The 15,869-nt window shown below is 72.7% G+C and carries 11 protein-coding genes; 9 read left to right on the top strand and 2 right to left on the bottom strand.

Annotated features, from left to right (window positions below):
• Positions 1–33 precede the first annotated feature (33 nt).
• The 9 genes from ABEA04_RS06225 to ABEA04_RS06265 all read left to right on the top strand — a co-directional run bounded on the left by ABEA04_RS06225 (position 34) and on the right by ABEA04_RS06265 (position 14,058).
• Entirely contained in the window at positions 34–765 is a 732-nt protein-coding gene (locus ABEA04_RS06225) for a hypothetical protein (protein ID WP_345455756.1), read from the top strand.
• Positions 762–1,799: a J domain-containing protein gene (locus ABEA04_RS06230; RefSeq protein ID WP_345455762.1), complete on the top strand. Its 1,038-nt coding sequence runs from the start codon at positions 762–764 to the stop codon at positions 1,797–1,799. Before ABEA04_RS06225 ends, ABEA04_RS06230 begins: the two co-directional genes overlap by 4 nt.
• Positions 1,800–2,058: 259 nt before the next feature.
• Positions 2,059–5,565 (top strand): DNA-directed RNA polymerase subunit beta, encoded by a 3,507-nt coding sequence (rpoB, locus tag ABEA04_RS06235; protein ID WP_345455765.1) that lies wholly within the window; start codon positions 2,059–2,061, stop codon positions 5,563–5,565.
• Between the two features lie 95 nt (positions 5,566–5,660).
• On the top strand, positions 5,661–9,533 hold the full coding sequence (locus ABEA04_RS06240) for a DNA-directed RNA polymerase subunit beta' (protein ID WP_345455768.1): 3,873 nt from the start codon (positions 5,661–5,663) through the stop codon (positions 9,531–9,533).
• Between the two features lie 190 nt (positions 9,534–9,723).
• The gene (locus ABEA04_RS06245) at positions 9,724–10,317 is read left to right on the top strand and encodes a DUF4232 domain-containing protein (protein ID WP_345455771.1); all 594 of its coding nucleotides are present in this window, start codon (positions 9,724–9,726) and stop codon (positions 10,315–10,317) included.
• Between the two features lie 11 nt (positions 10,318–10,328).
• Positions 10,329–10,991: a DUF4232 domain-containing protein gene (locus ABEA04_RS06250; RefSeq protein ID WP_345455774.1), complete on the top strand. Its 663-nt coding sequence runs from the start codon at positions 10,329–10,331 to the stop codon at positions 10,989–10,991.
• A 62-nt stretch (positions 10,992–11,053) separates the two neighbouring features.
• Positions 11,054–12,298, top strand: a complete 1,245-nt coding sequence (locus ABEA04_RS06255; RefSeq protein ID WP_345455777.1) for a geranylgeranyl reductase family protein — start codon at positions 11,054–11,056, stop codon at positions 12,296–12,298.
• 19 nt (positions 12,299–12,317) lie between these two features.
• Positions 12,318–13,118: a lysophospholipid acyltransferase family protein gene (locus tag ABEA04_RS06260; protein ID WP_345455780.1), complete on the top strand. Its 801-nt coding sequence runs from the start codon at positions 12,318–12,320 to the stop codon at positions 13,116–13,118.
• 10 nt (positions 13,119–13,128) lie between these two features.
• Positions 13,129–14,058: an NUDIX domain-containing protein gene (locus ABEA04_RS06265; RefSeq protein ID WP_345455783.1), complete on the top strand. Its 930-nt coding sequence runs from the start codon at positions 13,129–13,131 to the stop codon at positions 14,056–14,058.
• Between the two features lie 25 nt (positions 14,059–14,083).
• Here ABEA04_RS06265 and ABEA04_RS06270 read toward each other — a convergent pair whose 3' ends face one another.
• Together ABEA04_RS06270 and ABEA04_RS06275 are read right to left on the bottom strand one after the other, a co-directional pair.
• Positions 14,084–15,142, bottom strand: coding sequence for a PstS family phosphate ABC transporter substrate-binding protein (locus ABEA04_RS06270; RefSeq protein ID WP_345455786.1), 1,059 nt, complete (start codon positions 15,140–15,142; stop codon positions 14,084–14,086).
• 2 nt (positions 15,143–15,144) lie between these two features.
• Complete coding sequence (locus ABEA04_RS06275; RefSeq protein WP_345455789.1) at positions 15,145–15,738, bottom strand: hypothetical protein; 594 nt, start codon at positions 15,736–15,738, stop codon at positions 15,145–15,147.
• Between the last annotated feature and the right edge of the window lie 131 nt (positions 15,739–15,869).

The raw sequence follows: 15,869 nt of genomic DNA on the forward strand, positions 1-15,869 counted from the left end.
ACGTCGGCGGCGCTGGCCGCCGTCCTCGGTGTCGTGGTGGTCGCGTGCCTGGTGCTGCTCGGGGTGCGGCTGGCCGCCCACGGCACCGACGGCCTGTTCTCGAAGGTCTCGGCCGACGGCCCGGCGGCCGGCGAGGACGGCGGTGGCGCCGGCGTCACCGTCGACGACCCGCGCACGCGCGCGCTCGTCACCGGTCAGGCCCAGCAGTTCGTGCTGCGCTTCAACACCTACGGCCCGGCCGACCTCGACGACCAGAACCGGATGCCCGACTACGTCGAGCGCGTCGGCTCCCTGATGACCCCGCAGTTCCGGGTCGGGTTCGAGCGGTCGGTGACCCTGGCCGAGCAGGCCGTCGCCGACGCCGGCTACGCCCGCGTCGTGGAGGTCTACGGCACGGGCCTGGAGTCGTTGGGCGACGACAGTGCGACGGTGCTGGTCGCGGGCGCCTTCACCGGGTCCTACCCCGACCCGCAGGGCACCGGCGACGACCGGGTCGTCTACGAGGCGCAGCCGTTCCGCTACCGGGTCTCGCTGCAGCGCGTCGAGGAGCGGTGGCTCGTCGACAACTTCGCCCCCGCGTCCGAGAACGACGAGGAGGACCCCGCCGCCCCGCCGACCGACGACCAGCCGGGCGGGCCGAGCCAGTCCGGCCAGCCGTCGGGCCAGCCGTCGGGCCAGCCGTCGGGCCGGTCGTCGGGCCAGTCGTCGAGTGAGCCGGGCAGCCCGAGCGGCGCGGCCAGCCCGAGCGAGGGGAGCGGCTCGTGAGCCCGAGCTGGTACGACGTCCTCGGCGTCGAGCACGACGCCACGCCGGAGGAGATCCGGGCGGCCTGGAAGGACTCCATCGCCGACCTCGACCCCACCGACCGGCGGTTCAGGCAGCGCAGCCGCGCCGCCGAGGTGCTGCTCGACCCGCAGCGTCGCGCCGAGCACGACGCCGACCTCGCGGGCGGCGGCGACGAGGCGGACGACGAGCCCGACGACACCGACGACACCGACGACACCGCCGACGAGCAGGACGCCGACGCGGCCGACCGACCGGCCGCGCGGACCGCCGCGCCGACCGCCGCCGCGCCCGCCGCGCCCGCCGCGCCCCCGGCCGTCCGGCGCGACGACCCCGCCGACCAGCAGCCCGTCACGAAGCCCGCCGCCACGCCTGCCGCCAAGCCTGCAGCCACGGCCGCCGAGCAGGACGACGAGCCGGCCCCGGCGTTCGTCGGGCCGTGGCTCGTGGTCGCGCTCGGGCTGCTCGCCGCCGTCCTGGTCGTGGCCTGCGTGGTCGCGGTGACCCGCGGCGGGGAGGAGCCGGCCGCCGGGTCGACGAGCCAGGGCTCCGACGACCAGCCCTCGGGCGACGCCGGCGGCACCGACGCCGACGGCCTGCCCGACGCGGTCGCGGTCGACGCCGCCCGCCGCGCCGCCGAGAGCGCCGTCGTGCCGGTGCTGGCCTACGACTACCGCCGCCTCGACGAGGCCGAGCAGGCGGCGGTGGCGGTGATGACGCCCGAGTTCGCCGAGGAGTACCGCCAGCTGTTCGCCGCTATCCGCGAGAACGCCCCGCGCACCCAGACGATCGTGCAGGTCGAGCCGGTCGCCTCGGGCATCTCGGGCACCGGGCGCGGCATCGTCGACGTGCTGCTGTTCGTCGACCGGCCCACCACGAACATCCAGCGCAGCTTCATCTCCGAGGACCAGGTCATCCTGCGGATGACCGACGAGACCGACGGCAGCTGGCGCGTCGGCTGCATCATCGCGGTGCCCCGCACGCCGGGCGTCGGCGCGGCCTGCGACGGCGGCTGACCCGTCACGGCCCGGGCGCTGCCGGGCGCCGTCGTCCACAGAACGCCCGCCGGGCGGGCGTGGGTGCTTGACCCGGCGCCGACGGTGGGGTCATCATCGGTGCACGCTCGTCGAGTCGACGCACGCTGTGGTTGGCGTGCGCCTCCGAGTCGTGTAATGTAGCGCTTTGCGCCTGCCCTCAGATGCGCATCTGCCTACCCGGTGGCGATGTCGTGGTGGACGGGCCGCTTTCACCGGCTCTGACGTCGAAGGATCCCTCTTGGCCGCGCGCAGCACCTCTGCTTCCAGCTCCACCCGCACCGCCAACCGCGTCTCGTTCGCGAAGATCGACGAACCACTCGAGGTTCCCCAGCTCCTCTCCCTGCAGACCGACAGCTTCGACTGGCTGGTCGGCAACGAGCGGTGGGACGCCGTGGTCGAGCGTCGTCTCGCCGCCGGCGACGACGTGTCCCGCAAGTCCGGTCTGACCGAGATCTTCGAGGAGATCTCGCCGATCGAGGACTTCTCCGAGACCATGTCGCTCTCGTTCGAGAACCCGGTCTTCTACGACCCCAAGTACTCGGTCGACGAGTGCAAGGAGAAGGACTTCACCTACTCCGCCCCGCTCTACGTCTCCGCCGAGTTCACCAACAACGACACCGGCGAGATCAAGGGCCAGACGGTCTTCATGGGCGACTTCCCCCTGATGACCCCCAAGGGCACCTTCGTGATCAACGGCACCGAGCGTGTCGTGGTCTCCCAGCTGGTGCGCAGCCCCGGCGTCTACTTCGAGCGCTCGGCCGACAAGACCTCCGACAAGGACGTCTACACCGCCCGCCTGATCCCCTCGCGCGGCGCCTGGCTCGAGTTCGAGATCGACAAGCGCGACATGGTCGGCGTCCGCCTCGACCGCAAGCGCAAGCAGAACATCACCGTGCTGCTCAAGGCCCTGCAGGCCATCGCCGAGGACACCGGCGAGGAGTACGACTACGAGGCCGTCATGGCCGACCTGCGCCAGTTCGAGTCGATCCAGCTCACCGAGGAGAAGGACCACACCCAGGGTCCCGACGACGCGCTGCTCGACATCTACCGCAAGCTGCGCCCGGGCGAGCCGCCCACGCGCGAGGCCGCGCTGACGCTGCTGAAGAACTACTACTTCAACCCCAAGCGCTACGACCTCGCGAAGGTCGGCCGCTACAAGATCAACAAGAAGCTCGGTCTCACCGAGGCCTTCGACCAGCAGACGCTGACCATCTCCGACGTGGTCAACGCGATCCGCTACATCGTGAGCCTGCACGACGGCCGCGAGGACATCGAGGCGCCGGGCGGCACCATCGAGGTCGGCCCCGACGACATCGACCACTTCGGCAACCGCCGCATGCGCACCGTGGGCGAGCTGATCCAGAACCAGCTGCGCACCGGTCTCGCGCGCATGGAGCGCGTCGTCCGCGAGCGGATGACGACCCAGGACGTCGAGGCGATCACGCCGCAGTCGCTGATCAACATCCGCCCCGTCGTCGCGGCGCTGAAGGAGTTCTTCGGCACCTCGCAGCTCTCGCAGTTCATGGACCAGACCAACCCGATCGCGGGCCTGACGCACAAGCGCCGGCTCAACGCGCTCGGCCCCGGTGGTCTCTCGCGTGACCGCGCGGGCATGGAGGTCCGCGACGTCCACCCGAGCCACTACGGCCGCATGTGCCCGATCGAGACCCCCGAGGGTCCGAACATCGGTCTGATCGGCTCGCTGGCGACCTACGGGCGCATCAACCCGTTCGGCTTCGTCGAGACCCCCTACCGCAAGGTCGAGAAGGGCGTCATCACCGACCAGGTCGACTACCTGACCGCCGACGACGAGGACCGCTACGTCATCGCGCAGGCCAACGCCACCGTCGACGACCAGGGTCGCTTCACCGACGAGCGGGTGCTGGTGCGCCAGCGCGACGGCGAGGTCTCCGAGGTCCCGGCCGAGGAGGTCGACTACGTCGACGTCTCGCCGCGCCAGATGGTCTCGGTCGCCACCGCGCTCATCCCGTTCCTCGAGCACGACGACGCCAACCGCGCGCTCATGGGCGCCAACATGCAGCGCCAGGCCGTGCCGCTCATCAAGAGCGACGCGCCCCTGGTCGGCACCGGCATGGAGTACCGCGCCGCCGTCGACGCCGGTGACGTGGTCGTCGCCGACCACGCCGGCGTGGTCAAGGAGGTCTCGGCCGACCTGGTCGAGACCGCCAACGACGACGGCACCTACACCACCTACAAGCTGGCCAAGTTCCGTCGCTCCAACCAGGGCACCTGCATCAACCAGCGCCCGCTGGTGGCCGAGGGCGACCGCGTCGAGGTCGGCTCGCCGATCGCCGACGGCCCCTGCACCGACGAGGCCGAGATCGCGCTGGGCACCAACCTGCTCGTCGCCTTCATGCCGTGGCAGGGCCACAACTACGAGGACGCGATCATCCTCAGCCAGCGCCTGGTGCAGGAGGACATCCTCACCTCGATCCACATCGAGGAGCACGAGGTCGACGCCCGCGACACCAAGCTGGGCCCCGAGGAGATCACCCGCGACATCCCCAACGTCTCCGAGGAGATGCTGGCCGACCTCGACGAGCGCGGCATCATCCGCATCGGCGCCGAGGTCTCGACCGGCGACATCCTGGTCGGCAAGGTCACGCCCAAGGGCGAGACCGAGCTGACCCCCGAGGAGCGGCTGCTGCGCGCGATCTTCGGCGAGAAGGCGCGCGAGGTGCGCGACACCTCGATGAAGGTGCCTCACGGTGAGTCCGGCACGGTCATCGGCGTCCGCGTCTTCGACCGCGAGGACGGCGACGAGCTGCCCCCGGGCGTCAACCAGCTGGTGCGCGTCTACGTCGCCCAGAAGCGCAAGATCTCGGTCGGCGACAAGCTCGCCGGACGCCACGGCAACAAGGGCGTCATCGCCAAGATCCTGCCGATCGAGGACATGCCGTTCATGGAGGACGGCACCCCGGTCGACGTGGTGCTCAACCCGCTCGGCGTCCCGCGCCGCATGAACATCGGCCAGATCCTCGAGCTGCACCTCGGCTGGCTGGCCAAGCAGGGCTGGGACCTCGACCTCGCCGACGACACCTCGAAGGCCGACTGGAAGCAGCGGCTCATCGACATCCACGCCGACAAGGCCGAGCCGAACACCAACGTCGCGACCCCGGTCTTCGACGGTGCGCGCGAGGACGAGCTGACCGGCCTGCTGGGTGCCACGCGGCCCAACCGCGACGGCGTCCGCATGGTCAAGGAGGACGGCAAGGCCTCGCTGTTCGACGGCCGCTCCGGCGACCCGTTCCCCGACCCGGTGGCCGTCGGCTACATGTACATCCTCAAGCTGCACCACCTCGTCGACGACAAGATCCACGCGCGCTCGACCGGCCCCTACTCGATGATCACGCAGCAGCCCCTGGGCGGTAAGGCCCAGTTCGGCGGCCAGCGGTTCGGCGAGATGGAGGTCTGGGCGATGGAGGCCTACGGCGCCGCCTACGCCCTGCAGGAGCTGCTGACGATCAAGTCCGACGACGTCCCGGGCCGCGTGAAGGTCTACGAGGCGATCGTCAAGGGCGAGAACATCCCCGACTCCGGCATCCCGGAGTCGTTCAAGGTGCTCGTCAAGGAGATGCAGTCGCTGTGCCTGAACGTCGAGGTGCTCAGCCAGGACGGTTCGCAGATCGAGCTGCGTGACGCGGAGGAGGACGTCTTCCGCGCCGCCGAGGAGCTCGGCATCGACCTGTCCCGCCGCGAGCCCAGCTCGGTCGAAGAGGTGTGAGACCCGGCGCCCCGTCCGGCTCGACCGCGACGGGGCGCCGGCCTCCGCCCCCCTACTTACTTCTTTCTTCAGTACTACGAAGGGTTGCAGCCACCGTGCTCGACGTGAACTTCTTCGACCAGCTCAAGATCGGCCTGGCCACCGCGGAGGACATCCGCCAGTGGAGCCACGGCGAGGTCAAGAAGCCGGAGACGATCAACTACCGCACGCTCAAGCCCGAGCGTGACGGCCTCTTCTGCGAGAAGATCTTCGGTCCCACCCGGGACTGGGAGTGCTACTGCGGCAAGTACAAGCGCGTGCGCTTCAAGGGCATCATCTGCGAGCGCTGCGGCGTCGAGGTGACCCGATCCAAGGTGCGCCGCGAGCGCATGGGCCACATCGAGCTCGCCGCTCCGGTGACCCACATCTGGTACTTCAAGGGCGTCCCCTCGCGCCTGGGCTACCTGCTCGACCTGGCGCCGAAGGACCTCGAGAAGGTCATCTACTTCGCCGCCTACATGATCACCTCGGTCGACGAGGACGCCCGCCACCGCGACCTGACCTCGCTCGAGGCCAAGGTCGGCCAGCAGCGGGAGATGCTCGAGCGCCGTCGTGACGGCTCGCTGGAGGACCGCACCAAGAAGCTCGAGGAGGACCTCGCCGCGCTCGAGGCCGAGGGCGCCAAGGCCGACCAGCGCCGCAAGGTGCGCGACGGTGCCGAGCGCGAGATGAAGCAGCTGCGCGACCGTGCGCAGCGCGAGCTCGACCGCCTGCAGGAGGTGTGGGACACCTTCCGCACCCTCAAGGTCCAGGACCTCATGGGCGACGAGCTGCTCTACCGCGAGATGAAGAACTGGTTCGGCAAGTACTTCGAGGGCCACATGGGCGCCACGGCGATCCAGAAGCGCCTCGAGGGCTTCGACATCGAGGCCGAGGTCGAGTCGCTGCGCGAGACCATCGCCACCGGCAAGGGCCAGAAGAAGGTCCGCGCCCTCAAGCGCCTCAAGGTCGTCGACGCGTTCCGCAAGACCGGCAACAAGCCGCAGGGCATGGTGCTGGACGCCGTCCCGGTCATCCCGCCCGACCTGCGCCCGATGGTCCAGCTCGACGGTGGCCGCTTCGCGACGTCCGACCTCAACGACCTGTACCGCCGCGTCATCAACCGCAACAACCGCCTCAAGCGGCTGCTCGACCTCGGCGCGCCCGAGATCATCGTCAACAACGAGAAGCGGATGCTGCAGGAGGCCGTCGACTCGCTGTTCGACAACGGCCGCCGCGGCCGGCCGGTCACCGGCCCGGGCAACCGCCCGCTGAAGTCGCTGTCCGACATGCTCAAGGGCAAGCAGGGCCGGTTCCGCCAGAACCTGCTCGGCAAGCGCGTCGACTACTCGGGTCGCTCGGTGATCGTCTCGGGCCCGCAGCTGAAGCTGCACCAGTGCGGTCTGCCGAAGACGATGGCGATCGAGCTGTTCAAGCCGTTCGTGATGAAGCGGCTCGTCGACCTCTCCCACGCCCAGAACATCAAGTCGGCCAAGCGCATGGTCGAGCGGGCCGTGCGCCCCGAGGTCTGGGACGTGCTCGAGGAGGTCATCACCGAGCACCCGGTGCTGCTCAACCGCGCACCCACGCTGCACCGCCTCGGCATCCAGGCCTTCGAGCCGCAGCTGATCGAGGGCAAGGCCATCCAGATCCACCCGCTCGTCTGCGGCGCGTTCAACGCCGACTTCGACGGTGACCAGATGGCGGTGCACCTGCCGCTGTCGGCCGAGGCCCAGGCCGAGGCGCGGATCCTGATGCTCTCGACCAACAACATCCTCAAGCCGTCCGACGGCCGCCCGGTCACCATGCCCAGCCAGGACATGATCATCGGCCTGTTCTTCCTCACCTCGGTGCGCGACGGCGCCCCGGGCGAGGGTCGGGCGTTCTCCTCGCAGGCCGAGGCGATCATGGCCCTCGACCGCGGCGAGATCTCGGTGCAGACCCCGATCAAGGTGCGGCTGACCGACGTCGTCCCGCCGCTCGAGGTCAGCACCGAGGAGGAGGCCACCTCGGTCATCCTCGAGACCACACTGGGCCGCACGCTGTTCAACGACACGCTGCCGGCCGACTACCCCTTCGTGAACTACGAGGTGGGCAAGAAGGCTCTCGGCGCGATCGTCAACGACCTCGCCGAGCGCTACAGCAAGGTCGAGGTCGCCGCCTCGCTCGACGCCCTGAAGGACACCGGCTTCTACTGGGCCACCCACTCGGGCGTGACCGTCTCGATCGACGACGTCACCACGCCCGACGACAAGGCCGAGATCCTCTCCAAGTACGAGAGCGACGCCGCCAAGGTGCAGAAGCAGTTCGAGCGCGGCCTGGTCACCGACGACGAGCGCCGTCAGGAGCTCATCGAGATCTGGACCGAGGCGTCCAAGCAGGTCGGCGAGGCGATGGAGAAGAACTTCTCCCGCACCAACCCGATCTACATGATGGTCGACTCGGGCGCGTCCGGAAACATGAACCAGATCCGGCAGGTCGCGGCCATGCGTGGCCTGGTGGCCAACCCCAAGGGCGAGATCATCCCGCGGCCGATCAAGTCGAACTTCCGCGAGGGCCTGACCGTCCTGGAGTACTTCATCGCCACGCACGGTGCCCGCAAGGGTCTGGCCGACACGGCGCTCCGCACGGCCGACTCGGGCTACCTGACCCGTCGTCTGGTCGACGTCTCGCAGGACGTGATCATCCGTGAGGACGACTGCGGCACCGAGCGCGGTCTGCCCAAGGTGATCGGCGTGCGCGGCGAGGACGGCGTCGTCCGCAAGGACGAGAACGCCGAGACCGCGGCCTACGCCCGGTCCGCGGCCACCGAGGTCACCCACCCCGAGTCCGGCGAGGTGCTGGTCGAGGCGGGCGGCGACCTCGGCGACGTCAAGATCGGCGAGCTGATCGCCGCCGGCGTCGAGACGGTCAAGGTCCGCTCCGTGCTGACCTGCGACGCCCGCACCGGCACCTGTGCCAAGTGCTACGGCCGCTCGCTGGCCACCGGCAAGCTCGTCGACATCGGCGAGGCGGTCGGCATCATCGCCGCCCAGTCGATCGGTGAGCCCGGCACGCAGCTGACCATGCGTACCTTCCACACCGGTGGCTCGGCCGCGGCCGACGACATCACGCAGGGTCTGCCCCGCGTCGTCGAGCTGTTCGAGGCCCGCGTGCCGAAGGGCCTGGCGCCGATCTCGGAGGCCGCCGGTCGCGTCGAGATCGACGAGACCGACAAGACCCGCAAGCTGCTGGTCACCCCCGACGACGGCTCGGAGGTGCAGGAGTACCCCGTCTCGAAGCGTTCGCGGCTGCTCGTGGCCGACGGCGACCACGTCGAGGTCGGCCAGAAGCTGATCGTGGGCACCGAGTCGCCCCAGGACGTGCTGCGCATCCTCGGCGTCCGCAAGGCGCAGGAGCACCTCGTCGACGAGGTCCAGGCGGTCTACCGCAGCCAGGGCGTGGCGATCCACGACAAGCACATCGAGATCATCGTGCGGCAGATGCTGCGCCGGGTCACGGTGATCGAGTCGGGTGAGACCAACCTGCTGCCGTCCGACCTGGTCGACCGCGTGCTGTTCGAGGAGGAGAACCGTCGCGTCGTCTCCGAGGGCGGCAAGCCGGCCTCGGGTCGTCCGGTGCTCATGGGCATCACGAAGGCCTCGCTGGCCACCGAGTCGTGGCTCTCGGCCGCCTCGTTCCAGGAGACCACCCGGGTGCTCACCGACGCCGCGATCCACGGTCGCTCCGACAGCCTGCGTGGCCTGAAGGAGAACGTGATCATCGGCAAGCTGATCCCGGCGGGCACCGGACTGGAGCGCTACCGCAACATCCGGGTCGAGCCCACCGAGGAGGCCCGCGCCGCGGCCTACTCGGTCACCGGCTACGACAGCTACGACTACGAGTTCAGTGGCACCGGGTCGCAGGCCGTCGCTCTCGACGACTTCGACTTCGGCTCCTACCAGAACTGAGTCACCTCGCACGCTGACCCGTCGGACATGTCCGACGGGTCAGCGTCGTTTTCACCGTGACCCGTCAGACATGTCTGACGGGTCAGCGGATTCTCAGGTGCGCACGGCAACTCCGGGGGCGGTGCGTCTGTCTCACCTTCTGTCGGCTCCTCGTGGGGAGGGGTCGCGGAGCACAGAAGGAGGGAGTGCCATGCGCACCATCTCGAACCGAACCAGGGGCCTGGGCCGAGGCCTGGCCCGTGGCGTGGCCGTGGCGGCCGTCGTCGCGGTGGCCGGTGTGCCGGTCGTGGTCGCGGGGACGACGTCCCCCGCCCTGGCCGTGGCCACCAGCGCCGCGAGCACGACGTCCACGCACGCCCGGGTGCCGCAGTGCGACAACGGCGACCTGAGGGCGAGCTACCGTCCCCGCGGCGGGGCCGCGGGCACCGAGTACGGCGTCATCCGGCTGACCAACGTCTCCGACCACGCCTGCCGCACCGGCGGGTACGGCGGGGTCTCCTACGTCGGCGGCGGCGACGGCACCCAGGTCGGGGCGCCGGCCGTGCGCGAGCGGCCCGGCGCCGTCCGCACCGTGGTGCTGCAGCCCGGCCAGCGGGCCACGAGCCTGATCGCGGAGGGAACCGCGCAGAACTACCCCCGCGGCACGTGCCGGCCCGAGAAGGTCGACGGGCTGCGGGTCTACGTGCCCAACGAGACCCGCTCGCAGTACGTGCCCCACCCGACCACCGGCTGCCGCAGCGACGCGGTGCACCTGCTGCACCAGCGCCCCTACCGGCACGCCTGAGCGGGGCCGTCATGCGGTTCACGACCACCTCCCGCGTGCTGGCCGCCGGGGTGCTCGTCGTCGGCATCGGGCTCGGCGTCAGCGCCTGCGGGGACGACGACCCCGCCGCGACCGCCGGCGGCGAGCCGGCCCCGACGACGTCCGCGTCGCCGTCCACAGCCCCGGCGGCCCCGACGGAGCCGAGCGCCAGCGCGTCGTCCGCCACCCCGGCGTCGCCGTCCCCGACGGCGTCTGCGCCGGTCGAGCCGGTCGTGCCGGAGTGCACGGCGTCCGACGTGCGGGCCTCCTTCGCCCACCTCGACTCCGGCGCGGGCAGCCGCATCGGCAGCCTCGCGGTGCTCAACACCAGCGGCGCCCCGTGCTTCGTGCAGGGCTACGGCGGCCTGTCGTACGTCGGTGAGGGCGACGGCCAGCAGGTGGGCGCCGCGGCCGACCGCGACCCCGGCACCCCGGTGACGCGCATCGTGCTGCCGCCGGACGGCGTCGCCTCCAGCGAGGTGCGCGAGGCCAGCACCGGCGCCTACGACGAGGGCGGGTGCGGCGCGACCGAGGTCGACGGTTTCAGGCTCTACCTGCCCGACGAGACGCACGCGCTCTTCGTGCGGCATCGCACCGACGTCTGCACCAACGCCGACGTGCACCTGCTCAGCCACCAGGCGTTCGCGGCGGGCTGAGCGCGTGGGCCCACCCCCCGACCGACACCGGGGGGTGGGGGAGCCCCTGGAAGAATGGGGACGTGAACCAGTCCGGACCCGACACCGACGTCCTCGTCGTCGGCGCCGGGCCCGCGGGCTCGGCCACGGCGGCGTGGACGGCGCGTGCGGGCCTGCAGACGACCCTGGTCGACGCGGCGGTCTTCCCCCGCGACAAGACCTGCGGCGACGGCCTCACCCCGCGCGCCATCGGCGAGCTCGAGCGCCTCGGCCTCGCCGACTGGCTGCGTGCCCACACCGTCAACCACGGCCTGCGCGCCCACGGCTTCGGCCAGACGCTGCACCTGCGCTGGCCCGGCGGCACGCTGCCCGACTGGGGCAGTGCGGTGGCCCGCACCGAGCTCGACGACCACCTGCGCACCACGGCGGTCAAGAGCGGCGCGACCGCGGTCGACGGCGAGCGCGCGGTCGACGTCCGCATGGACGGCGACCGCGTGGCCGCCGTCGTCTTCAAGGGCGAGGGCGGCACCACCCGGGAGATCGCCTGCAACCGGCTCGTGGTGGCCGACGGCGTCCGCTCGCCGCTGGGCAAGAAGCTGGGCCGCGAGTGGCACCGCGACACCGTCTACGCGGTGGCCGGGCGCACCTACGTCGACTCCGACCGCAGCGACGACCCGTGGATCAGCAGCCACCTCGAGCTGCGCGACGAGCGCGGCGAGATCGTGACGGGCTACGGCTGGGTCTTCCCACTGGGCAACGGCTCGGTCAACCTCGGCGCCGGCACCCTGGCCACCGCCAAGCGCCCCGCCGACGTCGCCATCAAGCCGCTGATGGCGACCTACGCCGCGTCGGTGCGCGACGACCTCGCCCTCACCGGCGAGCTGCGGATGCCGACGTCCGCGCTGCTGCCGATGGGCGGTGCGGTCAGCCACGTCGCCGGCCGCAACTGGGCGCTGGTCGGCGACGCCGCCGCGTGCGTGAACCCGCTCAACGGCGAGGGCATCGACTACGGGCTCGAGGGCGGCCGGCTGCTCGCCGACCTGCTCGGCGACGGCACCGCCGACCTCACCGACGCCTGGCCGGCGCTGCTCGCGCAGCACTACGGCGAGTCGTTCTCGATCGCGCGCCGCCTGGCCGGCCTGGTGCTCACGCCGTGGGTGCTGCCGCGGCTCGGCCCGATCGGCATGCGCTCCGACCTGTTGATGACCCTCGCGCTGCGCTGGATGGGCAACCTGGTCACCGACGACGACCGCGACCGCGCCGCCCGCGTGTGGCGCTTCGCCGGACGCCGTTCGGTCGCGCGCGACGCCCGGCCGCCGTTCGCCTGACCGGCTCCGAACACCGGGTGTGGGCGCCGACCTGACCTACCGCGCGGCGATCGCCGCGGGTCGGGTCGCCCTGCGCGCGCTCGACCTGACGGTGCGCTCGTCGGGTGCGGAGCGGCTGCCGTCGTCCGGGCCGGTGGTGCTGGCCAGCAACCACGTCTCGTTCCCCGACTTCGTCTTCGTCGGCCGCGCGCTGCTCGGCCGGCGCCGGCTGGTGCGGTTCATGTGCCGCGCCGACATCTGGGACTCCCCGGCCGGGCCGGCCCTCGACGCGATGCGGCACGTGCCGGTCGACCGCGAGACGCCGGCGGCGGCGTACCTCACGGCCCGGCGCCTGCTGGGCGCGGGCGAGGTGGTCTGCGTCTTCCCCGAGGCCGGCATCTCGGCGGCGTATGTGGTGCGGGCGCTGATGCCGGGCGCCGTCGCGCTGGCCCGCGAGACCGGCGCGCCGCTGGTGCCGGTGACGGTGTGGGGCGGGCAGCGGCTGTGGCCGCAGAAGCGCGCCCTCGACGCGCCGTTCCCGAAGCCGGTGCTGACCCGGGGCCGCACCGTCGACGTCCGCATCGGCGAGCCGATGACCGTGGCGCCGGACGCCGACCTCGCCACCGCCACGCGGGCGCTCGGCGCCCGGCTGCACGCCGGCCTGGAGCAGCTGCAGCGCCTGCCCGAGCACCAGCCGCGGCCGGGGGAGTGGGCGCCGTGGCACCCGGCGCACCTCGGCGGCGACGCGGTCGAGCGGGCGGCCTCGTTCGAGCTCGACCGGATGCCGCGGTCGGCGATCGACCCGACCTGGGGTCCCGGCCTGGCGAATGCCGCTCTCTAGGGTGGAGGCCATGCCGAGCCGGGTGCAGCGCGTCGCCGCCTACGCGGTGATCGTGCGTGACGGCCACATCCTGCTGAGCCGCCTGGCGCCCCGCATCGCCCGCCACGAGCTGTGGACGCTGCCCGGCGGCGGGCTCGACCACGGCGAGGACCCGCGCGACGCCGTCGTCCGCGAGGTGCACGAGGAGACCGGGCTCGACGTCTCGATCGGGCCGACCGCGCGCACCTTCTCGCTGCACCTGCCCGACACGTGGCGGCGCGGCCGCCGCGTCGACGCCCACTCGCTGCGCATCGTCTACGACGGCTGGGTGCCGGTCGACGCGCCCGAGCCGCGGGTGGTCGAGGTCGACGGCTCGACCGTCGAGGCCGCCTGGCGGCCGATCGCCGAGGTGCTCGACGGCACCGTGCCGACGGTCTCGCTGGTCAAGGAGGCGCTCGACGTCTACCGGCCCTTCCGGCTGCAGCGCGTCGCCGCCTACGCCCTCGCCCGCCGCGACGGGAGCGAGGGGCCCGAGGTGCTGCTGACCCGCATCTCGCCGCGCGGCTTCCACACCGGCCGCTGGTCGCTGCCCGGCGGCGGCGTCGAGTTCGGCGAGGCGCCCGAGGCCGCGCTCGCCCGCGAGGTGGCCGAGGAGACCGGTGCGCCGTGCGAGGTGGGCGGGCTGCTGACCGTGGGCACCGAGACGGTGCACGGCACCGCCCCCCACGGCCGCGACGAGGAGGTGCAGACGGTGGGCCTGGTCTTCGCCGCCGCCGTGGCGCCCGACGCCGACCTCGTCGTCGAGCCCGACGGCACCACCGACGCCGTCGCCTGGACGCCGGTCGCCGACGTCCGCTCCGGCGCCGTGCCCGTCGTCGGCTTCGTCGAGCGCGCCCTGGACGCCGCCGACCGCCAGGACCTCCAGGACCTCCAGGACCTCCAGGACCTCCAGGACCTCTAGGACCTCTAGGACCTCTGGGACGCCGTCACCACACGGGGCGCTCGACCGGGGGTGGCTCGGCGGGCGTGGCGGCGTCGAGCACGTCGAGGGCGGCGGCGAGGCGGTCGGCCGGGGCCGGCAGCAGGTCGTGCGCGGCGGCCGCCGACGGCACGCGCCGCACGGCGTCGAGCAGCCGCCCCCGCACGGCCGGGCGCCCGAGCGCCCGCGTGGTCGTGACGAGCAGCACGGGACGGGTCAGCGGGTAGCGACCGTCGGTCACGCTCGCCTCGTCGGGGGCGACGCACCCCGCGCCGCCGTCGACGGCCAGCAGCCGGACGCCGTCCGGGGGCCGGCTGGTCGGCGGGTCGAGGTCGGCCGGGCCGAGCACGCCGAGGCGACCCAGCGTCGGCGCCAGCCGGTCGCGCGCGGCGCCGGCGTCGGCCAGGTCGGCCTCGACCTGGTTGCGGCGGGTGCGCAGCGCGTCGACCTGCTCGCGGACGGCGGGCCGCGTCGTCCGGTCGGCGGCGGCCCACGCATCCCAGCCCGCGCGCACCTGCGCCTCGAGGTCGCCCAGCTCGGTCTCGAGGGCGGGCAGCCGCCGGGCGGCCGCGACGTCGTCGGCGGGACCGGTGAGCGCCGTCCGCGTGCCGGTCGTCGCGAGCGGTGCGTCGGCGAGGCCGGCGTCGAGCTGGCTCCAGCGGGTCGCGTCGCCGGCGAGGACGGCGCGGGCCTGCGCGAGGCCGAGGCAGTCGGGGGTGTCGGTCAGCGGTCCGACGGCGAGCACGTCGGCGCCGGCCGCGACCTGCAGCTCGACGACGTCGAGGCCGACGGACGCGCACCGCTCCCGCTCGGCCGCGGTCGCGGTGCGGCCGGCCACCACGACGTCGGCCTCCCCGGCGCACAGCCGCGCGAGGCCGACGTCGTCCTGCGGCGCCTCGTGCGCCTCGAGCCCGAGGTCGCTCGCCGTGCCCGACAGGTCGGCCGGGGCGAGGACGACGGCCTCACGCGTCGGCGGGGCGGCCGTCGTCGGGCCGTCGGGCGCGGCGCACCCCGCGAGGGCGAGCAGGGCCAGCGCCGCGAGCGCGGGACGTGCCGCCGCGACCACCCTCAGCCGCGCCGACGCGGGTCGGGCACCTCGGGGCCGGGCGCCATGGCGATCTCGATGGTCTCGGCGAAGCGGGAGAACGTCTCGCCGATCTCGCCCAGCTGGTCGGGCTCGCCGCTGTCGGCGTCGATCTCGCCGGCCCGCAGCCGCGCCGCGGCGATGACGGCGTGCGCCTCGCGTCGCGCGTGCAGCCGGATCAGCTCGGCGTCGAGCTCGGCCTGCGCGGTGGCCAGCTCGCAGCGGCGGGCCGCCTCGAGCTCGAGCGACTCGATGTGGGCGTGGTGGGCCAGGTTGATGGCCCGCATCGCCGCGATGACCTGCTTGGAGACCTCGGCGACGTCGTGCAGCGAGGCGGCGGCCGGGCTCACGGCGTCCTCGACGCGGTCGTGGTGGCGCCGCGACTCGGCGGCCGCCTGTTCGGCGGCGGCCTGCGCGGCCTCGGCGGCCTCGGCGGCCAGGCGGGCGCGCTCGCGGGCGGCCCGGGCCGCCTCGTCGGCCACGACGACGTTGAAGTCGGCCACGCCCTCGAGCGACGGCGGACCGTCGTCGGCGTCGGTGTCGGACTCCGGGTGGGGCTGGTCTGTCCGGTCTGTCATCGCGCTCTCGTGGGGTGCGGCGGGTGGGACGGCGGGCGGGGCGTGGGGACGAGCATATTGATCCTCGGCCCCCGGTGGGGGCGCTGCGCGCAGCCGGGCGGGCGGCAGCACCACCGGCAGGCGGGGGTCGG

Origin of the sequence: Nocardioides marinquilinus, assembly GCF_039543705.1 — a bacterium.
GTDB lineage: Bacteria > Actinomycetota > Actinomycetes > Propionibacteriales > Nocardioidaceae > Nocardioides > Nocardioides marinquilinus.